Origin of the sequence: Nonomuraea sp. NPDC049725, from assembly GCF_040674795.1 — a bacterium.
In the GTDB taxonomy this organism is placed as follows: Bacteria; Actinomycetota; Actinomycetes; order Streptosporangiales; family Streptosporangiaceae; genus Nonomuraea; species Nonomuraea ceibae.
On the sequence record NZ_JBFANJ010000020.1, the window covers coordinates 78,627 to 100,654 of the forward strand.

Below are 22,028 nucleotides of genomic sequence, written 5' to 3' on the forward strand. Positions count from 1 at the left end.
GCGGCTCGCCGCGGGGACGCCGGAAGATCCGCCACCCGAATTCCCCTAATTGCCTATTGTTTTTGTAGGGAATATGGCGCACGATCAGGCCATGACCAGCATCCTGACCGTCAAACGCGTGGCCGGGCACATCGGCGCCGAGATCGTCGGCCTCGACCTCGCGCACCCGCTGGACCCCACCACCGTCCAGGAGATCCGCCAGGCCCTGCTCGCCCACAAGGTGCTCTTCTTCCGTGGCCAGACCCTCGACCACGCCGGGCAGATCGCCTTCGCCCGCCAGTTCGGCGACCTCACCCACGCCCACCCGCACGAGGACGCCCCGCCCGAGCGGTTCCCGCAGATCCTCACCATCGACCCGCGCCGCTACGAGGAGCGCTACGGCCCCGGCTACCGCGAGCTGTACCGCAAGAAGCGCTACTCCTACGCCTCCGGCTGGCACACCGACGTCACCGCCGCGGTCAACCCGCCCGCCGCCTCGATCCTGCGGGCCGAGACCGTGCCGGAGTTCGGCGGCGACACCACCTGGACCAACCTGGCAGCCGCCTACGAGGGGCTGTCCGCGCCGCTGCGGGCGTTCGTCGACGGGCTGCGCGCCGAGCACCGCTTCCTGGCCGGATACCGGCCGGACGAGGAGGACGGCCGGCTCACCAAGCGGATCAACGACAACCTGCTGGTCTCGGTGCATCCCGTGGTCAGGGTGCATCCCGAGACCGGGGAGCGGGCGCTGTTCGTCAACCCGGGCTTCACCGACCACATCGTCGGCCTGTCCGAGCCGGAGAGCAGGCGGGTCCTGGACCTGCTCTACGAGCAGATCACCCGTCCCGAGTACACCGTCCGCTGGCGCTGGCAGCCGGGCAGCCTGGCGTTCTGGGACAACCGGGCCACGGCCCACCTCGCCCCCTCGGACCTCGACCACCTCGACGTCCAGCGGACCCTGCACCGGGTCACGCTGATCGGCGACCGTCCCGTCGGGCCCGACGGCTTCGTCTCCGAGATCGTCGCCGGGCGGGAGTTCACCGCCGAGTCCCTCGTCGTCGCCTGACGACCCACGAGCGCGCGGGCGGGGCCGGGGGGCTCGCCCGCGCAGGCGACCGCCGAGCCAGCAGCACCAGCAGCAGCACGGTGAGGACGGCCAGGGCGAGCTGCCCCAGCCGGTCGGCGGGCGCGGTGGCGAACACCACGCCGCCGAACAGCGTGTGCGTGACCAGCGCGCCCCCGGCGGCCCAGATCGTGTGCCGGTCCGTCCAGCCGCCGGACCAGCGGTGGAACAGCCATCCGGCCCCACCGGCGACGAGCGCGGCCAGGGCCATCGGCAGCAGGGTCCAGGAGCCGTCGCCGAACGCGGGCGGCGTGCCGTACGGGATCAGCAGGACCAGGAACGCGCCGGTGCCGAGCGCGGCGAGCAGCCCGGCGAGCGGCGGGCACGGCACGCCCACCCCCACCGGCGGCATCGGCGTGCGGCCCGGCAGCACCCGCAGGGCGAGCACCGCGAGCAGCGCGCTCACCCCGGCGATCACGGCGAGCGCCTGCCACGGCGCCTGGTAGCCGGGGTCCATGACGGGCGGGACGAGCAGCCGCACCATCACCACTCCGGCGACCGCGATCGCGCCCACGCCGATCAGCCCGCCGCGCCGCAGGTACGGGCGGTCGCGGTGGGCGGGATGGAGCAGGTCGGTGAGCGCGATCGGGACGAGCACGCTGAACACGACGTGGTAGCCCGCCTGCGCCTCCCAGTAACCGGTGTTGAAGCCCAGCACGCGCGGCCCCCACTCGGCGGCCTGGTAGAGCCGCGGGCTGGTCAGCGCCTGCAGCCCGGCGCCGTCCTCGACCAGCTCGTAGACCAGGCCGAGCAGCACCAGGCTCGGCCGGCCGCCGCCGGTGCGCCGGACCGCCTCCCTGATCAGCAGCACGCCGGCGCCGTACATCGGCATCAGCAGCGGCAGCAGCCAGATCATCGTCAGCGGGATCGCGCCGAACGTCAGCTCCGCGCACAGGGGCGCCAGCGCCGCCAGCGTCCACGCCGCCCGCCTGCCTCCGTTTACTCGCATGAGTAAAAACTACGTCGTACGAGTAAACCGGGCAACCGGGCAGCTTGGCGATAGCGCGAACATGAGAGCTCTTCCTCGTTAGGCTTCGTCACGGAGATCGCGCGGGTGCCGGCGGAGAGGGTGACGGGTGGCTGGGGAGGCGGCGCTGCTGCTGGTGCGCTTCGGCCGCCGCTACGCGGCCGCGGTGCGGTTGGCCACGCTGGCGCCGATCTGCGGGATCGCCCTGTTCCGCGCCCAGGGCGAACAGCTCGCCGCCACCGCGGCCGTCGTCGCCGTCGCGGCGGCCTGGACCTGCGGCTTCTCGTGGTGGCTGCGCGCCGGGCGGGGGTCCTGGCCGGTCGCCCTCGACGTGCTCGTCCTGCTGGGCCTGTATTCGAGCGTGCCGTGGACCGGCGCCATCGAGGACACCAACACCGGCTGGCTGCGGCTGCTGGTGACCTTCGCCTGCGTGACCTGGCAGTGGCACACCCCGCCCGCCGCCGGCGGTGCGGCGGCGGTGGCCGCCGGAGGCGGGGCGGCGCTGATCGTCGCCCTGGCCGGCGGCGAGTCGCTGATCAGGGAGGCCATGTGGGCGACCGCGGCGGCGGCGCTGTCCCGGCTGGCCTGGGTGCTCGTCCACCACGCCGCCGGCCGCGCCGACCGGGCGGCGGCCGAGGCCGTACGGGCGCGCGGCGCGTCGCTGGTGGCCGAGGCGGTCCGCGCCGAGGAGCGCGAGCTGGCCAACTCCCTGCACGACACGGCGGCGACGACACTGCTCATGGTCGGCACCGGCCAGGTGCGCTCGGACGACGGCTGGCTGGCTCCCCAGGCCCGCCGCGACCTCGACCGCCTGCGCTCCGACGCCGGCCGCCCGCCGGGCGAGGACGACCCGCAGCGGCCGGGCGGCGAGGACGACCTGGTCGAGCGGTTGCGGGCCGGGCTCGGCGAGGCGCGGCTGGCCGTGGAGTTCGACGCCCCTGAGCGCCTGCGGCTGCCGTCGGACGTGGCGCGGGCGCTCGCCGACGCGGCCGGGGAGGCCCTCACGAACGTGCGCCGCCACGCGGGCACCGGCCGGGCGAGCGTGCGGCTGGAGGGCGACGCGCGGGCGCTGCGGCTCGACATCGCCGACCGGGGCCGGGGGTTCGCGCCCGCGCGGGTGCCGCTCACCCGGCGCGGCATCCGCGAGTCGCTGCGCGGCCGGATGAGCCGCGTCGGCGGCACCGCCACGATCACCTCCGCCGAGGGCGAGGGCACCCTGGTCAGCCTGGAATGGCCCGCCCCGGCCGGTGGCGCGGACCGATGACCCCGATGGGCGAGGCCGTGGAGGAGGAGGCGACGCGGGCGCGGCTGCGGCGCGGCCTGCGCGTGGCGACGCTGCTGGTCGCGCTGGCGATCGTGGCCGGACTCGGGCTCGCCAACCTGCTGCGCCACCTGGACAAGTACGGGACGCCGCTCGCCCAGGTCGCCGCGCTGGGCCTGCTGGTCGCGGTGCTGGCCGGGGAGGCGGCGCTGCTCGTGCGGCGGCGCTCGTGGGGCCGGCTGCGCCTGCCCGCCGTCGCCGTCGTGCTGGCCGCGTCCCTGCTGTCGTACGCGACCCTGCCCGACGGGCGGACCTCGACCACCGTCGACTGGATCTTCGGCGCGGCCAACTGGGTGGGCGTCGTCGTGCTGCTGGACCGCCCACTGCGCGTCACGGTGTCGTTCCTGCTCGCGCACGAGCTGACCGCGCTGCTGAACGTGCTCGTGCTGCACGAGCCGAGCCGGGCCGCGCTGGCCCGGTTCGCCACCGGCTCGGTGACCGTGATCGGCTTCCCGCTCTGCGTGGCCGTGGTCGCGGGCCTCCTGCACGGCCTCAGCGCCGCCGCGGCGGCCTCCCGCGCGGAGATCGAGCGGGTACGCGTCGCCGAGGCGGTCGCCGCCGAGTCCCACCGGCGCAGGCAGCAGCGCTTCGCCGAGCTGTCGGCGACGACGATCCCGCTGCTGGAGGGGCTGGCCGACGGCTCGCTCCGCCCGGAGGACCCGCAGGTGCAGCGGCGTTCGGCGATCGAGGCGGCGCGGATGCGGCGGCTGTTCGCCGAGACCGACACGGTCGCCGATCCGCTGCTGCACGAGCTGCGCCACTGCGTCGACGTGGCCGACCGGCGGGGCGTCGTGGTGGAGCTCGACACGCGGGGTCAGTGGCCGGCGCCGCCGCTGGCCGTCCGCCGCGACCTGACCGAGGCCGTGGTCGTCATGCTCGCCACGGCGGCCTCGAAGGCCCGCGTCACGGTCACGGGGGTCGCCGGGCTGGTGTCGGTCAGCGTGGTGGCCGACTGCGGCGAGGTGGGCGTGCCGAGCCCGGCGACGCCCGGCGTGCGGGTGGAGGCGCTGCACGACGACGACACGGTGTGGATGGAGGCCCAATGGCAGGCGACGACCTGATCACCGCGGTGATCGTGGACGACCACACGGCGATCGCCGCGGGGGTCCGCTTCTGGTGCGCGGAGGCCGTGCCGCCGATCGAGCTCATCGACGCGGGCGACCGGCTGGCCGAGGTGTGGACGGGCCCCGGCGCTTCCGCCGATGTGGTGATCTTCGACCTGGAGCTGGTGCCGCGCCGGCCCGACTTCGGCGAGCTGCGCCGGCTGGTCGACAACGGCAGGCGGGTGATCGTCTACTCGCAGCACACCGACGACGCGACCGCGATGAAGTGCGTCGACCTGGGCGCGCTGGCCTACCTGACCAAGCGCGAGGGCCCCGAGCATCTGGTGCCGGCGATCCGGGCGGCGGCGCGCGGCGAGCCGTACACGGGTCCGTCGCTGTCGGGGGCGATCATCGCCGACGACTCCCCCGACCGGCCCCGGCTGTCGCAGCGCGAGACCGAGGTGCTGCGGGCCTGGTTCGTGTCCTCGTCCAAGGATCTCGTCGCCGCGAAGCTCAACATCACCGTCAAGACGGTCGACACCTACATCACGCGCGTCCGGATCAAGTACGCCAACGCGGGGCGCGCGGCCCGTACCAAGAGCGAGCTCGTCGGGCGGGCGCTCGACGACGGCGTGATCACGCTGGCCGAGCTCAACGAGCCCGTTTTGTAGGGCGTTCACCCGACACCGGGCCCGGCCGCGCCTGCGTAGTGTTTCCCCCGGTGGCGCGGACACCCACTGCGGCGGGGGCGAGGGGGTGTCCCTTCGTTCTCCGTTTCCCCCGCCGTCGGCGAGCGACAGGGAGAGCCCGCGTGGGGCTGGAGATCAAGATCCTGGGGCCTTGGGAGATCACCGCGCACGGCGAGCCGGCCGGGCTGGCCGGTGAGCGGCGGGTCGGCGTGCTGGCGCGGCTGGCGCTGAGCGCCGGCCGGCCGGTTCCGGCCGAGCAGCTCCTGGCCCAGGTGTGGGGTGAGAGCACGGCGACGACGGCCGGCAAGCAGCTGCACATCGTGGTGTCGAAGCTGCGCGGCCTGCTGGCGCCGCACCAGGACGAGGAGATCATCGCGACGGTCGCGGGCGGCTACCAGCTGAACCTGGCCCGCGAGAGCGTCGACGCGCACCTGTTCTCGCTGCTGGCCCGGCGGGCGCGGGAGGCGCGGGCGCGGGGCGAGGTCGCGGCGGCCGACGGCCTGTTCCGGCGGGCCCTGGCGCTGTGGCGGGGCGACGCGCTGGCGGGCATGAACGCCTCGTGGGCGCACGCCGAGTCGGCCCGCCTCCAGGAGGAGCGCCTGACAACGCTGGAGGACCACGTCGACCTGCGGCTGGCGGCCGGTGACCACCACGCGGTGGTGCCGGTGCTGCTCGCGCACGTCCGGGCGCACCCGCTGCGGGAGCGCCCGCGCGCCCAGCTCATGCTGGCGCTGTACCGGGCCTCGCGGTCGCCGGAGGCGCTGGAGGTCTACCAGGAGACCCGCCGCGTCATGATCGACGAGCTGGGCATCGAGCCGGGGCCCCTGCTGCGCCGGCTGCAGCAGGCGGTCCTGCGCCGCGACCCCGCTCTCGACCCCGCTCCGGATCTGGGCTGCGGCCTGGACGTCCCGCCCCGGCGGGTGACGGTGGCCGCGCCCGTCGTCCCGGCGGCATCGCGGCCGGCCTCCGGCGCCTGCCGGTGGAGCCCGCCGGTCACGTGTTCCTCCTGCCCGGGCTGCCGGACCCGCCGCCGTGCCCGGCGCTCGCCGCGGCGGCGCTGACCGGCCTGCCGCGCGTGCGCCCGCTCGAACCCGCCGGGCCACGGCCGCTGCCGGAGGCCCCGCCCGACTGGCTGTTACTGTGCGTCATAAGAAGTGACGTTCAGTGACCTAGGGGTTCCTCGTGCACATCGCCTGCGTCGGCGGCGGGCCGGCCAACCTGTACTTCTCGATCCTGATGAAGCTGGTGGACCCCGCCCGGCACATCACCGTCTACGAGCGCAACCCCGAGGGCTCGACCTACGGGTGGGGCGTGACGTTCTGGGGCGACCTGCGTGACAGGCTGCTCAGCACCGACCCCGAGACCGCGCGGGCCATCGTGGACGGCTCCGTCCACTGGGACAGCTGGCTGATGCGGGTCCACGACCGCGCGACGGTGACGCTGGAGAACGCCGAGGAAGGGCTCGGCATCGGCCGCCGCGAGCTGCTGGCCATCCTCGCCGACCGGGCCCGCTCGCTCGGCGTGCGGATCGCGTACGAGCACGAGATCGCCGCCGAGGAGGAGCTGGCCGGGGCGGACCTGGTCATCGCCGGTGACGGCGCGGGCAGCGCGCTGCGCGAACGCCACGCGGACCACTTCGGCACCGACGTGGCGACCGGCCGCGACCCGTACGTGTGGCTGGGCACCACCAAGGTCTTCGACGCCTTCACCTTCGCCTTCACCGAGACCGAGCACGGCTGGATCTGGTGCTACGGCTACCCGTACGGCAAGGCGAACAGCACCTGCGTGGTGGAGTGCTTCCCGCAGACGTGGCGGGGACTGGGGCTGGACGAGGCGGGCGAGGCCGACGGGCTGGCGCTGCTGGAGAAGCTGTTCGCCGAGGTCCTCGACGGGCACCCGCTGATCGGCGGGGGCGGCGGGCGCTGGCAGCGCTTCCGCACGGTGACGAACCGGACGTGGCATCGCGGCAACCTGGTCCTGCTGGGCGACGCCGCGCACACCACGCACTACTCGATCGGCGCGGGCACGGCGCTCGCGCTCGGGGACGCGGCGTTCCTGGTCCACGCGCTGCACAACACCCCCCGGCTGCCCGAGGCGCTGGCCTGGTTCGAGCGCGAGCGCATGGCCGCGATCCGGCCGACGCAGCGGGCGGCCCGCTACAGCGCCCGCTGGTACGAGAACCTGGACCGCTACGTCGGCCTGCCGCCGGAGCACCTGCTCACGCTGCTCGGCCGCCGCCACTCGCCGCTGCTGTCGCGCGTCCCGCCCCGGCTCTACTACCGGGCCGGATGGCTCGGCTCGCGGATCGCCCGGCCGTTCGCCTGGTGAGTGAGGTACGGGTGCGTGGGCAGAGGGCCAGGTGAACCCAGGCTCTCGAGCGAAACAGGACGCCGACATGACACCGACACCAGATCAGCCCCGGCCGCCGGAGGACGAGGCCGCGACCGCCGCCGAGGTGGAGATCAGGCGCGTCGAGGAACCGGCCCGGCTGCTTCGCGTGAGCGCCATGGTGAGCTCGCTGCTGGACGAGGCCCGTACGGTGCCGCTCGACGAGCACGCCCGCGAGCAGCTTCAGCACATCCAGGAGCAGGCAGTCAAGGAGATCGGCCACTCCGTGGACCCGGAGCTGCGCGAGGAACTGGCCCGCCTGCTGCCGGACCCGTCGGCGCCGCCCACGCAGGCGGAGATCCGCATCACGCAGAGCCAGCTCGTCGGCTGGCTGGAGGGGGTCTTCCAGGGCATCAAGACCGGGCTGGCGCTGCAGCAGGCGGCCCACCAGCTGCCGCCGCCGCCCCGGCCCGATCTGCCTCCGGCGGCCGGCGGCGGGCCGTACCTATGAGTGCCCGCCGAAGAGGCGGGCGAGCGCCTCGCTGAGCTCCTGCCTGGTGTAGGAGCGCTCGGGCAGCTCGTTGAGCTGTCCGAGGGTGTCGGCGGGCAGCTTGACGTGCTCGGACGCGCACGAGTAGACCTCGCGCCGCGTCACCTCGCCCCGGTCGCGGAACACCTCGTCCAGCACCCGCCGCACCTCGTCGGGCATCTCGTCATGCCCGGTCTCGTCCGTCATCTCGTTCTCCCGTCGTCCCCGGCGTGCTATTCGAAGTCGTCGGGATTGAGTTCCTTCTGGCGCAGGAAGGCCTCGTCCAGTTCCTCGTCGCTGAGCTCGTCCGGCTGGTCCTGCTCGGCCGGCTCCCCGGGCTGCTCGGTCATCGTGTTCTCCCCCGTTTCTGCTGCTCAGAGCGTGGCTACCCAGTGCCCGGGACGCCACACCGGGGCGGGTCAGCCGGACGTGGCGGCGCGGGCCTCGCTGGGGGTGCGGCCGAAGCGGGCCCGGAACAGGCGGGCGAAGTGCGCCTGGCTGGAGAAGCCCCACCGGTGCGCCACGTCGGCGATCGTGGTGTCGCGCGCCCCGCCGCCGGTGAGCTGGCGGTGCGCCTCCTCCAGCCGCCGCTCGGTGATGTGCCGGGCCGGCGACCTGCCGGTGGACTCGAAGATGCGCGCCAGGTGCCGCACGGAGATGCCCATGACCCCGGCGACCCGGGCGGTGCTCAGGGCGGGGTCGTGCAGGTGCCGCTCGATGTAGTCCTCGGCGACGATGAGCTGGGTGCGGTAGCCGTCGTGGCCGGGCCGGCCGCCGGTGCGCTCGGCGGCGAGCTGGCGCAGCAGGTCGAGCACGGCGGCCTCGGCGTGGTCGGGCTCCCAGCCGGACCGCAGCGCGGCGAGCCCGCCCAGCAGCGAGCGGAGCGCGGCCACCAGCGTGCCCTCGCGGGCGGTGTCGCGGCCGAACAGCATCGGCGCCGGCAGCCCGCCCGCCAGGCACGCCCGGTCGAACAGGTCGCGCGGGATGTCGACGAGCATCTGCCGCATGCTGGAGGAGAACCCGAACAGGTAGGGGCTGCGCGTGTCGTAGACGACGAGCTCCCCCGCGGTGGCGGCCAGGCAGCCGTGCTCGTGCAGGAACACCGCGTCGCCGGTGAGCAGCAGGGTGGCGAAGACGGAGTCCTTGGGCGCGGACCGCACGGTCTGCGGGCTGCGCTCGATCGCGTGGGCGTTGCCCGCGATGTCGGCCAGCCGGATCGCGGCCAGCTCGATGTTGGTCTGCCTGGCGAGCAGGCCCTGGTCGGAGTAGGAGGTGCAGGACAGGCCCACCAGCGCCCTGCGGTTGTAGTCCTCCCAGTAGTCGATGCGCTCGGCGGGTGCGACGTGCTCGGTCGTGGCCCTGGAGACCACGGTGACGGTGTCGGCCGGCATGTGTCCCTCCTTCCCCGGCGGGACGCACAGGATAGCAACCCGGTGTGATCTGTCACACAGGCCGGACCAGCACTTTCACCTGTCCTTCCCCGCCGCTCAGCAGCGCCTCGAAGCCGTCGCGCACCACGTCGGCCAGCGGGATGGTCGAGGTGACGATCCCGGTCAGGTCGACGCCCTCCTCGGCGACCATGCGGATGAGCTCCGGGTAGGCGTCCCGGTAGCCGACGCTGGTGAGGATCGACTGCTCGTTGTTGACCAGGGCGAAGGCGTCCAGGCTGACCGTGCCGGCCAGGCCGAGGAACATCACCCGCCCGCCCCGTCTGGTGGCGGCCAGGCTGGTGCCGAGCGCCACCTCCGAGCCGACGGCCTCGAACGTCACGTCCGCGCCCTCGCCGCCGGTCGCCTCCCTGACCTGCGCCGCGCAGGAGTCGCCGGCCGGCACGGTGTCCGTCGCGCCGAGGGCGCGGGCCAGCGCGCGCCGGGCAGGCGACGGGTCCGCCGCCACGATCCGCCCGGCTCCGGCGCGGGCCGCCAGCCGCGTCACCAGCAGCCCGATCGGCCCCAGGCCGACGACGGCGACGGTCTCGCCGGGCGCCACCGCGGCCCGCCTGACGGCGTGCAGCGCGACCGCGGCGGGCTCGAAGACCGCCGCCTGCTCCAGCGGCACCGACTCGGGCAGCCGGTGCAGCATGTACGCGGGCACGGTGACGCGCTCGGCGAGCCCGCCGTGGCCCATCAGCCCGGCGAAGCCGAAGTGGCGGCAGATGTTGTACTCGCCGGCCCGGCAGCGGGGGCAGTCGCCGCAGCGGTAGTGCGGTTCGACCGCCACCCGGTCGCCGGGGGCGACGCGGGTGACGCCGGAGCCGGTCTCGGCGACGGTGCCGCAGAACTCGTGACCGAGCACCAGCGGGGCGGCCACGCCCGACTCCGGGTGCGGCTCGCCGACCGGGATGGCGTGCGGGCCGTCGGCGTACTCGTGCAGGTCGCTGCCGCAGATCCCGCAGTACGCCACCTCGATCGTCACCTCCCCCGGGCCGGGCGGCGGGACGTACGTGTCGAGCACCCGGACGTCGCGGGGGCCGTACCAGACGGCGGCCTTGACGGCGGGCCTGCGGGCGGTGCCGCTCATGAGCCCGCCGCGCTGGGGGCCGGTCCGGCGGCGGCGCGGCGGCGCAGGACCGCGGGCGCGGTCTCGCGCAGCGCGAACGAGAGCACGACCACCAGCAGCGCGCCGCCGGCCGCGATGAACATCGCGGTCTGCAGCCCCCACTGGTCGGACGCCCAGCCCGCGATCATCGGCGCGAGGAACCCGCCGGCCAGCTCGCCCACGCCCATGATCAGGCCGAGGGCGGTGGCGAGCGCGCCGCGCGGCACGGTCTCGGCCGGGATCGTGGCCATGAACAGCGTGAAGCAGCCCAGCCCGGTGTAGCTGACCACCATGAGCGCGCCGAGCAGGACGGGATTGTCCACGTACACGAGGAACAGCGGGCAGCACACCGCGAGCGCGGTGAAGCCGATCAGCGTGGGCTTGCGGCCCAGCCGGTCGGAGATCCCCGGCGTGGCGAACCCCCACAGCACCCAGGCCACGCCCAGGCACGTCATCACGCCGCTCATCGTGCCGGGCGCGAAGCCCTTCACCTCGGTCAGGTAGGTCGGGGTGAAGGTGATGATGGTGATGAACCACGTCAGGTAGAAGCAGGCGATCAGCATGCAGACGACGATGTTGCGCAGTTTGATCACCTCGCCCAGCGGCACCCGGGCAGGCTTCGGGGCGGCCGCCGCGGGGGCGTCCGGCGTGCGGGGCGAGCGCTCGTACACGAACTTGGCGATGAGCGCCGCGATGATCAGGCCGGGGATGATCGTGACGTAGAAGGCGACCTGCCAGCTGTAGGTCTCCGCCAGCCACACCACGGCCAGCGGGGCCACGATGCCGCCGAGCAGGCCCGCGGACGAGCCCTGGACCAGGCCCATGTTGAAGCCCCGGCGGCTCTCCCGCGACGCCTCCACCATGAGCGACTGCGCCATCGGCAGCACCGCGCCCTCGGCCGTGCCCATGAGCGCGCGGGCCGCCAGCAGCCCGGCGAAGCCCGCCATCAGGCCCGAGGAGGCGGAGAACAGCGAGAACAGCACCACGGCCGCGATGAGGATGGGCTTGCGGCGGCCGAGCGCGTCCGAGAGCCGGCCGGCGAACATGCCGGCCAGCGCCCAGGTGAGCGCCAGCACGCCGGACAGCGTGCCGAGCTCGGCGTTGGACAGGCCGAAGTCGGCGTCCATGTACGGCGCCAGGAACGACAGCGCCTGGCGGTCGAAGAAGACGAAGCCGAAGGCGAGGAACAGGATGACCAGCAGGCGGTTCTCGTACCTGTCGGCCGTGGTCCCGGTGGGGGTGTCAGCCATGACGACCTCGTGTCAGCGGAAGAGGGAGTTGACGTAGTCGGCGCCGATCCCGACCTTCTCGTAGTGCTCGCGGCACATCGCGATGTAGTCGTGCACGTCGAAGAAGCCGTCGGGGTCGCCGTTCTCGTCCAGCCAGATGAGCGGGCCCTTGACGATGAAGAACGTCTTCATCGGCTCGCCGCTGTCGTAGGCGACCAGCGTGTGGCCCTCGCCCGGCGCCTCGTAGACGAAGTCGCCCGCGCTCGCGGTCCAGGGCCGCTCCAGGTAGCCCCACTTGCCGGAGATCGTGTACGCGAACACCTCGTGCGGGTGGTAGTGCCGGTTCACCAGCCCGGCCTCCTTGGCCCGCAGGATGTCGGCCCAGCTGTTGTCCTTGACGTTGATCCACAGCGGACGGGAGCCGACGGTGTCGGTGAACGGCACGTAGTAGCGGTCGTCGTCGGTGGCGACCTGCGAGAGGTACACCTCGGGCAGCGCGTCCGGTCGGAAGGAGTTCTCGATGGGCCGCAGGTCCTTCCAGAACTCCGACTTCGGTGCTTCCGGCATGGTGACGGGTCCTTTCTGGGATGTTTCCCGGAAGTGAACCCCGGCGGGCCCGTCCCCGTCTTTCCCCTGGCGGACCTCACGGTTTGCACAAAGCGGACATGCCGCTGGTCAGCCGTGCACGAAGCAGAACTCGTTGCCCTCCGGGTCGGCCATCACCTGGAAGGAGCCCTGGGCGTCGGTGACCGTCGCGCCGAGGCGGGTGGCGCCCAGCTCCACCGCGCGGGCGGCGGCGGGCTCGATCGCGGCGACCTCGACGTCCAGGTGCAGCCGGTTCTTGCCGGCCTTGCCCTCGGGCACCTGCTGGAAGGCCAGGCGGACGCCGCCGGGCGGCTCGACGTAGGACCAGTCGGCGGCGCGGTCCACCGGGTCGCCGCCGAACAGGGCAGCCCAGAAGCGGACCAGGACGTGTGGATCACGGCAGTCGATGACGATCTGGCCGAGACGCGGATGCATGGGGCAAGCGTAGCCAGCCGTCCGCGCACCCACAGCCGCAGCCGTCCGAGCAGGCGCACCCGTCCGCGCACCAGTCCGAGCACCCTTCGGAGCACAGCCGCACGACCGCGTCGGCGATCTCCTCGGCGCTGCCGTACGCCGGGGTCACGGCGCTGACCCGGACGCCGGTGCCGGCCAGGTCGCGGGCCGTCGCGCGGGTCAGCTCGGCCACGCGCGGGCCGGTGGCCAGGTTGACGATGCGGCCCCGCCCGGCCAGCCGCATGGGCGGAAGCTCGTACCGCATGGCCAGGGCGGCTCGGGAGTGGTTGAAGGCGGCGTCGAGCCGGCCGAACGCGCCGAGCGTCTGCTCCACCAGCCGCCGCACCGACACCGGGCTGGACAGGTCCGTGGGGACGGCCACCACCGCGCCGCCGGCCGCGCCGATGCGGGCGGCCAGCGCCTCCAGCGCGCGGCCGTCGCGGGCGGCCAGCACGACGCCGGCGCCCGCCCTGCTCAGCGCCCGCGCCGCCGCCGCGCCGATCGCGCGGCCGGCGCCGGTGACGATGGCGGTCCTGCCGCGCAGCGTCTCGCCCATGGTGACCTGCCCTTCTGCCGCGGATCTCCGAGGCTAGGCAGCCCGCCGCCGGCCCGCATCAGTGAAGTCGCCGGTCCCGTGCCCGTTGTCACAGCTTGCGGTGCTTTCTATGCTCACCGTGTGCTGGGGAGAGACAGCGAGATCGAGCTGCTCGCAACGTTGCTGCGGCGTGCCGCCGAAGGGCACGGCGGCGGCGTGGTGCTGCACGGCGAGCCCGGCATCGGCAAGACCGCGCTGCTGACGCACACCGAGGAGCGCGCGACCGGCTTCCGGGTGCTGCGCGCGGTCGGCGTCGCGCCCGAGGCCGACCTCGCCTACGCGACGCTGCACGAGCTGCTGCTCCCCGTCCTCGACTCGGTCGCCGAGCTGCCCGGCCCGCAGGCGCAGGCGCTGAGCGTGCTGTTCGGGCGGGCGCACGGCACGCCGCCGGACCCGTTCCTGGTCGGCCTGTCCACGCTGTCACTGCTGTCGCTGCGGGCCGGCGAGCGTCCGCTGCTGTGCGTCGTCGACGACGCCCACTGGGCCGACCGGCCCACGCTGAAGACGCTCGCGTTCGTGGCCCGCCGCCTGGACAACGAGCCGATCGCGGTGGCGCTGGCGGCGCGGGCCGACGAGGGACACGACACCGACCTGCCCCACCTGCGGCGCATCCCGCTCATGGGCCTCAAACCGGACGCCGCCCGCGCGCTGCTCGCCGGGCGGCGGCTCACCCACGGCGAGCAGGAGCAGCTTCTCGCCGTCACCGGCGGCAACCCGCTCGCCCTGCTGGAGCTCGCCGGGCGGGAGCTGCCGCCGGAGGGCGCCCAGGAGCCGCCCGCGCTGACCGACGAACTCGGCCGCTCGTTCCTGGCCAGGATCCGTGGCCGCCACGGCGCCGCGCTGCCGCTGCTCCAGCTCATCGCCGCCGACGGCTCCGGCAGCGTCGAGACCGTCGGCCGGGCCGCCGCCTCCCTCGGGATCGACGCCGGCCCGCTGCACCGCGCCGAGCTGGACGAACTGCTCACCTACGACGGGACCCGGCTGGTGTTCCGGCACCCGCTCATCCGGTCGGCCGTCTACCACAGCGCCACCGTCAACCGGCGGGTGGCCATCCACCGGGCGCTCGCCTCGGCGTTCGACACCGACGCCGACCACCACCGGCGCGCCTGGCATCTGGGGCAGGCCGCCGTCGGCCAGGACGAGGTGGCCGCCGGGGAGCTGGAACGCTCGGCCGAGCAGGCCGCCCTGCGCGGCGGCCCGGCCGCGGCCATGGCCACGCTGTCACGGGCGGCCGAGCTCACCCCCGACGGGCCCGACCGCGGCCGCCGGCTGTGGAGCGCCGCGCGCGCCGCCGTCCAGGGCGGGTTCACCGCCGCCGCCGGCGAGCTGCTCGACCGGGCCGAACGCGAGCCGCGCCTGGCTGAGGCCGACCGGATCGCGCTGGCCGCGCTGCGCGCCATCGTGGCCGAGTTCGCCGGGTCGACGCAGGACGCGCTCGACCTGGTCAGGCCGTGGATCCCGCGTGCGCTCCGGGTGGACAGGCGGCTGTTCACGCCGACCGTCGCCATGTACGCCGACCTCGGCCGCCGCGCCGACCGGCCCCGGGCGTGGGCCGAGCTGGCGGGCTGGCTCGGCGAGGTCGCGCCGGACCGCGACGACCCGCGCGACGCGGTGCTGCGGCTGCTCCACGCGCTCTGCCTGGCGCGCACCGGCCACGACCCGCGACCGGCGGCGCGCGACCGCGAGCTGGCCGGTGAGCTCACCGACCCGGTGACGATGACGCTGGCCGGCACGATCGCCGGGCAGCTCGGCGAGCACGAGCTGAGCCGCCGCCTGATCCGCGACGCCGGACGGCTGGCCCGGGCGGGCGGATCGCTCGGCACGGTCGCCTGGAACCTCGAGTACCAGGCCGCCGACGAGCTCGCGCGCGGCCGGTTCGGGCTCGCCGAGGCGCACGCCGAGGAGGGCTGCCAGTTCGCCGCCGACGCCAGCCAGCCCAACACCGCCTGCCGCAACCGGGCGCTGCTGGCCCTGTGCGCGGCGCTCCGGGGGCGGCCGGAGGCAGCCGAGCTGGCCGCCGGCGTGCTGGCCGAGGCGACCGGCCGCCGCCTGCCGGACGCGATGGCGTACGCCGGACGCGCGCTCGGCCTCGTCGACCTCGTCGCCGGCCGCCACCACGAGGCCGCCCACCACTTCGCCGGAACCACCGGCCCGGCCACGGCCCTGACCACGGCTTCCCCCGTCGATCCGGCCACGGGCCTCGTTGCCGATCCGGGCGTGGAACTGCCCGCCGACCTGGCCATGGGGATGGCGCCTGACCTGGTCGAGGCGCTGGTGCGGGCCGGGGACCAGGAGGGGGCCGCCGCCGCTGCCGCGCGGTACGAGCGGTGGACCGCGTACACCGGCTCGCCGGAGCTGGGCGCGCTGGCGGCCCGCTGCCGGGCGCTGGTCAGCGAGGGCGCCGACGCGCACGGCCACTTCGCCGAGGCGCTGCGCCTGCACGCCCTGGCCGATTCGCCGCTGGAGCTGGCCCGCACCGAGCTGCTGCTGGGCGAGCGGCTGCGGCGCGACCGGCGTCGGTCCGAGGCGCGGCGGCACCTGCGCGAGGCGGCCGAGGGCTTCCGCCGCCTGGGCGCGCTCGCCTGGGCCGACCACGCGCAGGGCGAGCTGCGCGCCACCGGCGAGCAGGCGCGCACCCGCGCCCCGGAGGCCGCCGCGCTCGGCACGCTCACCCCGCAGGAGCTGCGCATCACGCTGGCGGTCGGCGAGGGGCTGACCAACCGCGAGATCGCCGCGCAGCTCTTCCTCAGCCCGCGCACGGTCGACTACCACCTGCGCAAGGTCTTCCAGAAGGCCGGCATCACCTCGCGCGCCGAGCTGATGCGGCTCGTCCTGGCGGAGGACCGGCGAGTTCGCTGATTCGGCGCCTGCCCGTCCCTTCCTAACGTCGGCGGCATCACACGCTCACGTCAGGAGTACGGACATGCGGAAAGTCATCAGGTTCGTCTGGCACTACGCCGAGATGGTCATCGCCATGTACGCCGGGATGCTGCTGCTCGACCTCCTGTGGGACGCGGTGCTGCCGCAGCCGGTCCGGTTCGACGTCGACACGCTGCTCATGGCCGCCGACATGACCGTCGGCATGGCCGCCTGGATGCTGGTCCGCAGGCACGGGTGGGCGAGCATCGCGGAGATGAGCGTGGCGATGTTCGCGCCGTTCCCCATCCTGCTCGTCCCCTACTGGTTCGGCGTCTTATCAGGACATGTCGTGATGTCCCTCGGGCACACGCTCATGTTCGTCTTCATGGCCCTGGCCATGCTGTGGCGCCGCGCCGAGTACACCTGCCACCCGGTCGGCATCCCGGCCAAGTGGCTCAGGCGATCGGGTGTCGTGCTGGTCGCGCTGCTGGTCCCGGCCTCGGTGTCGGCCGTCAACACCACGGGCAAGTTCGGCGACCTCTACACGGTCCGCGCCGGCGCCGTGACCGCCAGGCCCGCCCCGAAGGCCGGCGGCCACGACCCGGCCAAGCCCACCGTGGCCCTGCTCACCGGCCCCGGCGGCACCAACGTGGCCGACCTGCTCGGCCCGTACGAGGTGCTGGCGGGCACCGGCCGCGTCAACACGTACGTCGTCGCCGCCGACGCGGGCCCGGCGCCCCTGACGGGCGGGCTCGACCTGGTGCCCGACCTGACGCTCGACGGGCTGACGCGGCTGCTGGACGAGCGGCGCGACCGGCTCGACGCCGTGGTGATCCCCGCCATGCAGGAGCCGTACCCGGCGGCCGGCGACTGGCTGCGCGCCCACGCGGCGCGCGGCGCGATCGTCGTCAGCGTCTGCAACGGCGCCCGGGTGCTGGCCGGGACCGGGCTGCTCGACGGCAGGCGCGCCACCTCGCACTGGCTGCGGCTGTCCGGGCTGCGTGCCGACTTCCCCGCCGTCGGCTGGACCGGCGGCGTCCGGTACGTCGACGACGGCGAGGTGATCACCACGGCCGGGGTGCTGTCCGGCATCGACGGCGCCCTGCGGATCGTCGAACGGCTGCTCGGCGCCGACGCGGCCCAGGAGGCGGCGCAGCGGGTGCACTGGCGGCACTACTCCCCCGGCGCCGCCGCGCCCATCCCCGAGTCCGGGCTGGAGCCGGGCGACGCGGTCGTGGGGATCAACGCCTCCTACCGGCCCGGGCCGTCGGCCATCGGCGTGCGGCTCGTGGACGGCGTCGGCGAGCTGGAGCTGGCCTCGGTGTTCATCTCCTACACCGAGCACGCGATGGTCGGGCGTACGGTCGCGATCGGCGACGGCCCGGTGCGCTCCCGCCACGGGCTGACGTTCGTGCCCCGGGCGACGCCCGCCGAGGCTGCCGGGGAGCTCGGGCGGCTCATCGTGCCCGGCCTGGACGCGGCCCGGCGGCAGGTGACCGGGGTGGGCGACCTGCGGCCCGAGTACCCGCACACGGGCGGGGAGTTCGCCTTCGACCCGGTGATGCGCGACATCGCCCGCACCTACGACGTGCAGACGGCCCGGTGGACGGCGAAGACGCTGGAGTACCCGGTGCAGGACCTCGGGCTCACCGGCAGCGCCTGGCCGTGGCCGGCGACCGCCGTGGCCGGCCTGCTCGTCCTGCTCGGCGCCGCCGTGGCGACCGGCGGCGTCCTGCTGCTCCGGCGACGCCACCGCTGACCAGCCCCCGGGCGCGTCAGCCGACCGGCAGGCGGTACAGCCGCCGGGTCGCGTCGAGGCAATCGTCGTCGAGGAAGCGCCCCGACAGGCGGCCCGCCACGATCAGCCAGTTGTCCAGCCACAGCCTCAGCACGCCATCCGGCCTGACCTCCTGCCAGGCGAACACGTTGAAGGGGCTCATCCGGTCGTCGGCCAGGCCGTGGGCGTGCTCGTGGAAGGGCCAGCCGGTGACGGCGACGTCCCTCGGGCTGAGCCGCCCTTCCGTGACGCCGTCCGAATAGTAGAGATCGTGCACGCCGAGCCCGTCGGCGTCCCACACGACCTGGACGTACCTGCGCCCGGCCAGCGGCTCGGTGCGCAGGCGCGGGCCGGCGACGGTGATGGCGTGGATCCAGCCGGGGGCGTGGGCGCCCATCCAGACGAGCTCGTCGAACCCGTACGGCTCGTAGTGCCGCATCGCCTCCGCCAGGCCGCAGGGCACCGCCGCCGCCGGGTCGCCGCCGAGCAGGCGGGCGATCTCGTCGGGGTCGTCGCCCTCGATCCAGGTGCCGGCGAACAGGTCACCGAACCCGCGCGCCTCCAGCAGCGGCCACTGCTCCCAGAGCTTCACGCGGCCACCCGGCACAGGGTCCGCCGCTCGGCGAGCCAGGCGCGGTCGACGAACCGGCCGGTGATCCGCCCGATCGCGACCAGGTGCGGGTCGAGGTCGCTCTCGTCGCCCTGGTCGTCGTTGAGCCACAGGTCGTCGAGGCCGTCCTCGCCGTAGATGCCCGGCACGCCGTAGAACTCGTTGATCCCTCTCACGTAGCAGAACTCGAGAACCCGCCGGTCGAGCGGCGCCAGGGCGCAGAGCGAGAAGTTCAGCACCAGGGCGAACGTCCAGCCGGGCGCGTGGCGGCCCGTCCAGAGGATCGGGGTGCGCGAGCCGGCGCCGTTCCAGCGCAGCGCGGTGGCCAGGCCGCACTCGACCGTCCTGGCCTGGTCGATCCGCAGCCCGGCCGCGATCGCGGCGCGGTCGTCGCCCTCGATCCAGAAGGCGTGGATCTGCTCGGCCAGACCGGCGGCGGCCAGCAGGCCCCACTGGCTCTCCTCGGGTAACGCGCGCAACGGGCACCTCGATCGTCCGGGAACGGCGGCATCCTACAGTCCGGCCGATCTTGGCGGGTGCTCACTTGCCCAGTTGGGAGATCTTGTCCTTGAACAGGGTGGTGGCGATGGACGCCTTGTGCGGCTGGCCGCGCAGGAACGCCTGGGCGAAGCTCTTGGCCTGCTGGTAGGAGACCTTGCCGGGCATCGGCGGCTCGTTCGGGTCCACGTCCACGTCGACCAGGGCGGGGCCGTCGTGCGCGAGCGCCTGGGCGACGGCCTCGGCCACGTCGCCGGGCTCGGTGACCTTGCGGCCGTAGCCGCCGCAGGAGCGCGCCCAGGCGGAGAAGTCGGCGGCGGGCCGCGCGAAGCGGACGCCGTGCTCGGGGTAACCGAGCACCATCTGCTCCCACAGGATCTGGCCGAGCGAGTTGTTATTGTTGACGATCACCTTGATCGGCAGGTCGTGCTGGGCGGCCGTCAGGAACTCGGCCATGAGCATCGCGAACCCGCCGTCGCCGATGAACGCGATGACCTGCCGTCCGGGGTGGGCGAGCTGCATCGCGATCGCGTACGGCAGGCCGGGCGCCATCGAGGCCAGGTTGCCCGACAGGTAGAAGCCGCGCTCGCCGCGGATCGTCCAGTGCCTGGCGGCCCAGGTGGCGATCGTGCCGGAGTCGCAGGTGAGGATGGCGTCGTCGGTGGCGGCCCGGTCGACGCAGCCCATCAGATACTGCGGCGCGATCGGGTCGCGGTCCGGCGAGTCCAGCGCCGCCATGTCGGAGCGCCACTTCTCGGTCATCCGGACGTACTTGTCCAGGTGGTCGCGGGCGCCGTCGTGCTTCAGCAGCGGCAGCAGGGCGCGCAGCCCCTCCTTGGCGTCGCCGATCATCGGCACCTCGGTGGGCAGCCGCACCCCGGCCCTGACCGGGTCGGCCTCCAGTTGCACCACCCGGGCCTGACCGGGCTGGGGCAGGTGCTGGGTGTAGGGGAAGTTCGTGCCGACCATGAACAGGGCGTCGCAGTCCTCGACGAGTTCCTCGCCGGGGTGGGTGCCGAGCAGGCCGATGCCGCCCACCGCGTACGGGGAGTCGTCGGGGATGACGGCCTTGCCGGGCAGCGTCTTGATCACCGGCGCGCCGAGCGCCTCCGCCACGGCGAGCACCTCGGCCCGCGCGTGCAGCGCCCCGGCGCCGGCCAGGATCGCCGGGCGCTCGCTGCGGTTGAGGATCTCGGCCGCCGCCTGGAGGTCCTCCTCGCGGGGCAGCCCGGGCGGGCTGAGGTAGACGGCGGCCGTGGCCGGCGGCCGGGCGGGGGCGACGTGCTTGTACGGGTCGGCGTCGGCGGGGGCGACCTGCACGTCGTTCGGCAGGGTCAGGTGGGCGACGCCGCGCCGGGCGTACGCGGTCCTGATCGCGATGTCGACGACGCCGGGCAGCTGGGTCGGGTTGTCGACGACCAGGTTGTACTCGGCGACGTCCTCGAACAGCCGGTCGAGGTGGACCTCCTGCTGGTAGCCGGTGCCGAGCACGCTGGTCTCCTGCATGCCGGTGATGGCCAGCACCGGCTGGTGGTCCAGCTTGGCGTCGTACAGGCCGTTGAGCAGGTGGATGCCGCCGGGGCCGCTGGTGGCCAGGCACACGCCGACGCGCCCGGTCGCCTTGGCGTGGGCGGCGGCCATGAACGCCGCCGCCTCCTCGTGGTGCACCAGGACGAAGCGGACGCGGTCGGCGTGGCGGCGCAGCCCTTCCATGATGCCGTTGATGCCGTCGCCGGGCAGGCCGAAGACGGTGTCGACGCCCCACTCGGCCAGCCGCTCGATGAGCACTTCGGAAGCGATGGTTGTCATACCTGCCGCCGTGCCCCAGCGGGTCTCGGCAAACGTCCACGTCCCTGCAAATTTCGGGGCAGGCGGGTCCTCAGGCCGCCGGGGCGTTGCGCAGGGTCACGTTGATGCGGTTCCAGGTGTTGATCGCGCCGATCGCCATGACGAGGACGGCCAGCGACTCCTCGTCGTAGTGGGCGGCGGCCTCGGCCCACACGTCGTCGGGGACGCCCGCGGGGTTGTCGGCGATGCGGGTGGCGGCCTCGGCGAGGGCGAGCGCGGCGCGCTCGGCGTCGCTGTAGAAGGGGGTGTCGCGCCAAGCGGCGAGCCCGTGGACGCGCCGGTCGCTCACGCCGGCCTCGGCGGCCTCGCGGGCGTGCATGTCGACGCAGTAGCCGCAGCCGTTGATCTGGCTGACCCGCAGCCGCAGCAGGTCGAGGGTGGCGCGCGGGACGGGGCCGGCGTTGAGGTAGGCCTCCAGCGCGTACATGGCCTTGAGACCGTCGGCGGCGGGCTTGCGGATGCTCATGCGCATGATGATTCTCTCCATCTTTGATATTTGATATCCAGAATTACGGTGAGCGGCGGGGCCGATCGAGCACCCCGCCCACGGCGGCGCTCAGGGACGGCGGGAGGCGAACCAGTCGCGCGTGGCAGCCGGGGTGCCGGGCAGGTGGCGCTCCACCATCTCCTTGATGTCGGCCAGCGTCTGACCGGCCAGCTCCTTGCGCCAGGCCAGCTCCGCCCGGCGCATGGCCTGCGAGACGAAGCACGCCTTGCGGTAGTCGACGTCGGAGCGGCCGCCCGGCCCCTGCCGGAGCACCTCCTCGCAGCGGAACGCCTCCCCCGGCCCCTCGATCGCGGTCACCACGTCGAGCAGCGTGATGCGCTCCGGCGGGCGCGCCAGCCGGAACCCGCCGCGCGGGCCGGGCGTGGAGGTGACGATCCCGGCCCGGGCCAGCGCCTGGAGCTGCTTGTTCAGGTAGGCCGCCGGCAGCTCGTAGAACGCCGCCAGGCGGGCCGCCGTCATGGCCTCTCCGGTCTCGACCCAGGTCAGGTTCAGGCAGCTGTGCAGCGCCCACTCCACGCCCTCGCTCATCCGCATAACCTGGATACTACACGT

22 protein-coding genes are annotated in these 22,028 nt (G+C 74.2%); 9 read left to right on the top strand and 13 right to left on the bottom strand.

Annotated elements, in window-relative coordinates; translation table 11 throughout:
• Positions 1 to 91 precede the first annotated feature (91 nt).
• Positions 92 to 1,042, top strand: coding sequence for a TauD/TfdA family dioxygenase (locus AB0J53_RS37940; protein ID WP_364181366.1), 951 nt, complete (start codon positions 92 to 94; stop codon positions 1,040 to 1,042).
• On the opposite strand, the gene AB0J53_RS37945 is transcribed toward AB0J53_RS37940, so the two are convergent.
• Positions 1,014 to 2,048, bottom strand: a complete 1,035-nt coding sequence (locus AB0J53_RS37945; RefSeq protein WP_364181369.1) for a hypothetical protein — start codon at positions 2,046 to 2,048, stop codon at positions 1,014 to 1,016. The genes AB0J53_RS37940 and AB0J53_RS37945 overlap by 29 nt on opposite strands.
• Positions 2,049 to 2,175: 127 nt before the next feature.
• Here AB0J53_RS37945 and AB0J53_RS37950 point away from each other — a divergent pair, with 127 nt between their 5' ends.
• From AB0J53_RS37950 to AB0J53_RS37975, 6 genes are all read left to right on the top strand, one after another.
• On the top strand, positions 2,176 to 3,330 hold the full coding sequence (locus tag AB0J53_RS37950) for an ATP-binding protein (protein ID WP_364181371.1): 1,155 nt from the start codon (positions 2,176 to 2,178) through the stop codon (positions 3,328 to 3,330).
• A complete protein-coding gene (locus tag AB0J53_RS37955; protein WP_364181374.1) occupies positions 3,327 to 4,448 on the top strand; it encodes a hypothetical protein in 1,122 nt (373 codons plus the stop codon). Before AB0J53_RS37950 ends, AB0J53_RS37955 begins: the two co-directional genes overlap by 4 nt.
• Complete coding sequence (locus AB0J53_RS37960) at positions 4,430 to 5,101, top strand: response regulator transcription factor (RefSeq protein WP_364181377.1); 672 nt, start codon at positions 4,430 to 4,432, stop codon at positions 5,099 to 5,101. Before AB0J53_RS37955 ends, AB0J53_RS37960 begins: the two co-directional genes overlap by 19 nt.
• 140 nt (positions 5,102 to 5,241) lie before the next feature.
• Complete coding sequence (locus tag AB0J53_RS37965) at positions 5,242 to 6,180, top strand: AfsR/SARP family transcriptional regulator (protein ID WP_364181380.1); 939 nt, start codon at positions 5,242 to 5,244, stop codon at positions 6,178 to 6,180.
• A gap of 121 nt (positions 6,181 to 6,301) precedes the next feature.
• Positions 6,302 to 7,447, top strand: a complete 1,146-nt coding sequence (locus AB0J53_RS37970) for an FAD-dependent monooxygenase (protein ID WP_364181382.1) — start codon at positions 6,302 to 6,304, stop codon at positions 7,445 to 7,447.
• 67 nt (positions 7,448 to 7,514) lie between these two features.
• Positions 7,515 to 7,958, top strand: coding sequence for a proteasome activator (locus tag AB0J53_RS37975; RefSeq protein WP_357592396.1), 444 nt, complete (start codon positions 7,515 to 7,517; stop codon positions 7,956 to 7,958).
• On the opposite strand, the gene AB0J53_RS37980 is transcribed toward AB0J53_RS37975, so the two are convergent.
• The 7 genes from AB0J53_RS37980 to AB0J53_RS38010 form a co-directional block, all read right to left on the bottom strand.
• Positions 7,953 to 8,183 carry a hypothetical protein gene (locus AB0J53_RS37980; protein ID WP_364181385.1) on the bottom strand — a complete coding sequence of 77 codons (231 nt, stop codon included), beginning with the start codon at positions 8,181 to 8,183 and terminating at the stop codon, positions 7,953 to 7,955. The two genes, AB0J53_RS37975 and AB0J53_RS37980, sit on opposite strands and share 6 nt — an antisense overlap.
• 212 nt (positions 8,184 to 8,395) lie before the next feature.
• A complete protein-coding gene (locus AB0J53_RS37985) occupies positions 8,396 to 9,367 on the bottom strand; it encodes a helix-turn-helix domain-containing protein (protein WP_364181388.1) in 972 nt (323 codons plus the stop codon).
• 52 nt (positions 9,368 to 9,419) lie between these two features.
• Positions 9,420 to 10,496, bottom strand: a complete 1,077-nt coding sequence (locus AB0J53_RS37990; protein WP_364181391.1) for a 2,3-butanediol dehydrogenase — start codon at positions 10,494 to 10,496, stop codon at positions 9,420 to 9,422.
• Positions 10,493 to 11,764, bottom strand: coding sequence for an MFS transporter (locus AB0J53_RS37995; RefSeq protein ID WP_364181393.1), 1,272 nt, complete (start codon positions 11,762 to 11,764; stop codon positions 10,493 to 10,495). Before AB0J53_RS37995 ends, AB0J53_RS37990 begins: the two co-directional genes overlap by 4 nt.
• A gap of 12 nt (positions 11,765 to 11,776) precedes the next feature.
• Complete coding sequence (locus AB0J53_RS38000) at positions 11,777 to 12,310, bottom strand: 2,4'-dihydroxyacetophenone dioxygenase family protein (RefSeq protein ID WP_219515414.1); 534 nt, start codon at positions 12,308 to 12,310, stop codon at positions 11,777 to 11,779.
• A 108-nt stretch (positions 12,311 to 12,418) separates the two neighbouring features.
• Complete coding sequence (locus AB0J53_RS38005) at positions 12,419 to 12,763, bottom strand: VOC family protein (RefSeq protein WP_364181397.1); 345 nt, start codon at positions 12,761 to 12,763, stop codon at positions 12,419 to 12,421.
• Positions 12,723 to 13,337 (bottom strand): SDR family NAD(P)-dependent oxidoreductase, encoded by a 615-nt coding sequence (locus AB0J53_RS38010; protein WP_219515407.1) that lies wholly within the window; start codon positions 13,335 to 13,337, stop codon positions 12,723 to 12,725. The genes AB0J53_RS38005 and AB0J53_RS38010 overlap by 41 nt, the downstream gene beginning before the upstream one ends.
• 120 nt (positions 13,338 to 13,457) lie before the next feature.
• Here AB0J53_RS38010 and AB0J53_RS38015 point away from each other — a divergent pair, with 120 nt between their 5' ends.
• Positions 13,458 to 16,235, top strand: a complete 2,778-nt coding sequence (locus tag AB0J53_RS38015; protein WP_364181401.1) for an AAA family ATPase — start codon at positions 13,458 to 13,460, stop codon at positions 16,233 to 16,235.
• Positions 16,236 to 16,299: 64 nt separating this feature from the next.
• The gene (locus tag AB0J53_RS38020; protein ID WP_364181404.1) at positions 16,300 to 17,994 is read left to right on the top strand and encodes a DJ-1/PfpI family protein; all 1,695 of its coding nucleotides are present in this window, start codon (positions 16,300 to 16,302) and stop codon (positions 17,992 to 17,994) included.
• A 16-nt stretch (positions 17,995 to 18,010) separates the two neighbouring features.
• On the opposite strand, the gene AB0J53_RS38025 is transcribed toward AB0J53_RS38020, so the two are convergent.
• From AB0J53_RS38025 to AB0J53_RS38045, 5 genes are all read right to left on the bottom strand, one after another.
• The gene (locus AB0J53_RS38025) at positions 18,011 to 18,604 is read right to left on the bottom strand and encodes a hypothetical protein (RefSeq protein WP_364181407.1); all 594 of its coding nucleotides are present in this window, start codon (positions 18,602 to 18,604) and stop codon (positions 18,011 to 18,013) included.
• Entirely contained in the window at positions 18,601 to 19,101 is a 501-nt protein-coding gene (locus AB0J53_RS38030) for a hypothetical protein (protein WP_364181410.1), read from the bottom strand. The genes AB0J53_RS38025 and AB0J53_RS38030 overlap by 4 nt, the downstream gene beginning before the upstream one ends.
• A gap of 61 nt (positions 19,102 to 19,162) precedes the next feature.
• Entirely contained in the window at positions 19,163 to 20,929 is a 1,767-nt protein-coding gene (locus AB0J53_RS38035) for a thiamine pyrophosphate-dependent enzyme (protein WP_364181413.1), read from the bottom strand.
• A 70-nt stretch (positions 20,930 to 20,999) separates the two neighbouring features.
• Entirely contained in the window at positions 21,000 to 21,434 is a 435-nt protein-coding gene (locus AB0J53_RS38040) for a carboxymuconolactone decarboxylase family protein (RefSeq protein ID WP_364181415.1), read from the bottom strand.
• Between the two features lie 90 nt (positions 21,435 to 21,524).
• Positions 21,525 to 22,010 (bottom strand): Rrf2 family transcriptional regulator, encoded by a 486-nt coding sequence (locus tag AB0J53_RS38045; RefSeq protein WP_364181418.1) that lies wholly within the window; start codon positions 22,008 to 22,010, stop codon positions 21,525 to 21,527.
• Between the last annotated feature and the right edge of the window lie 18 nt (positions 22,011 to 22,028).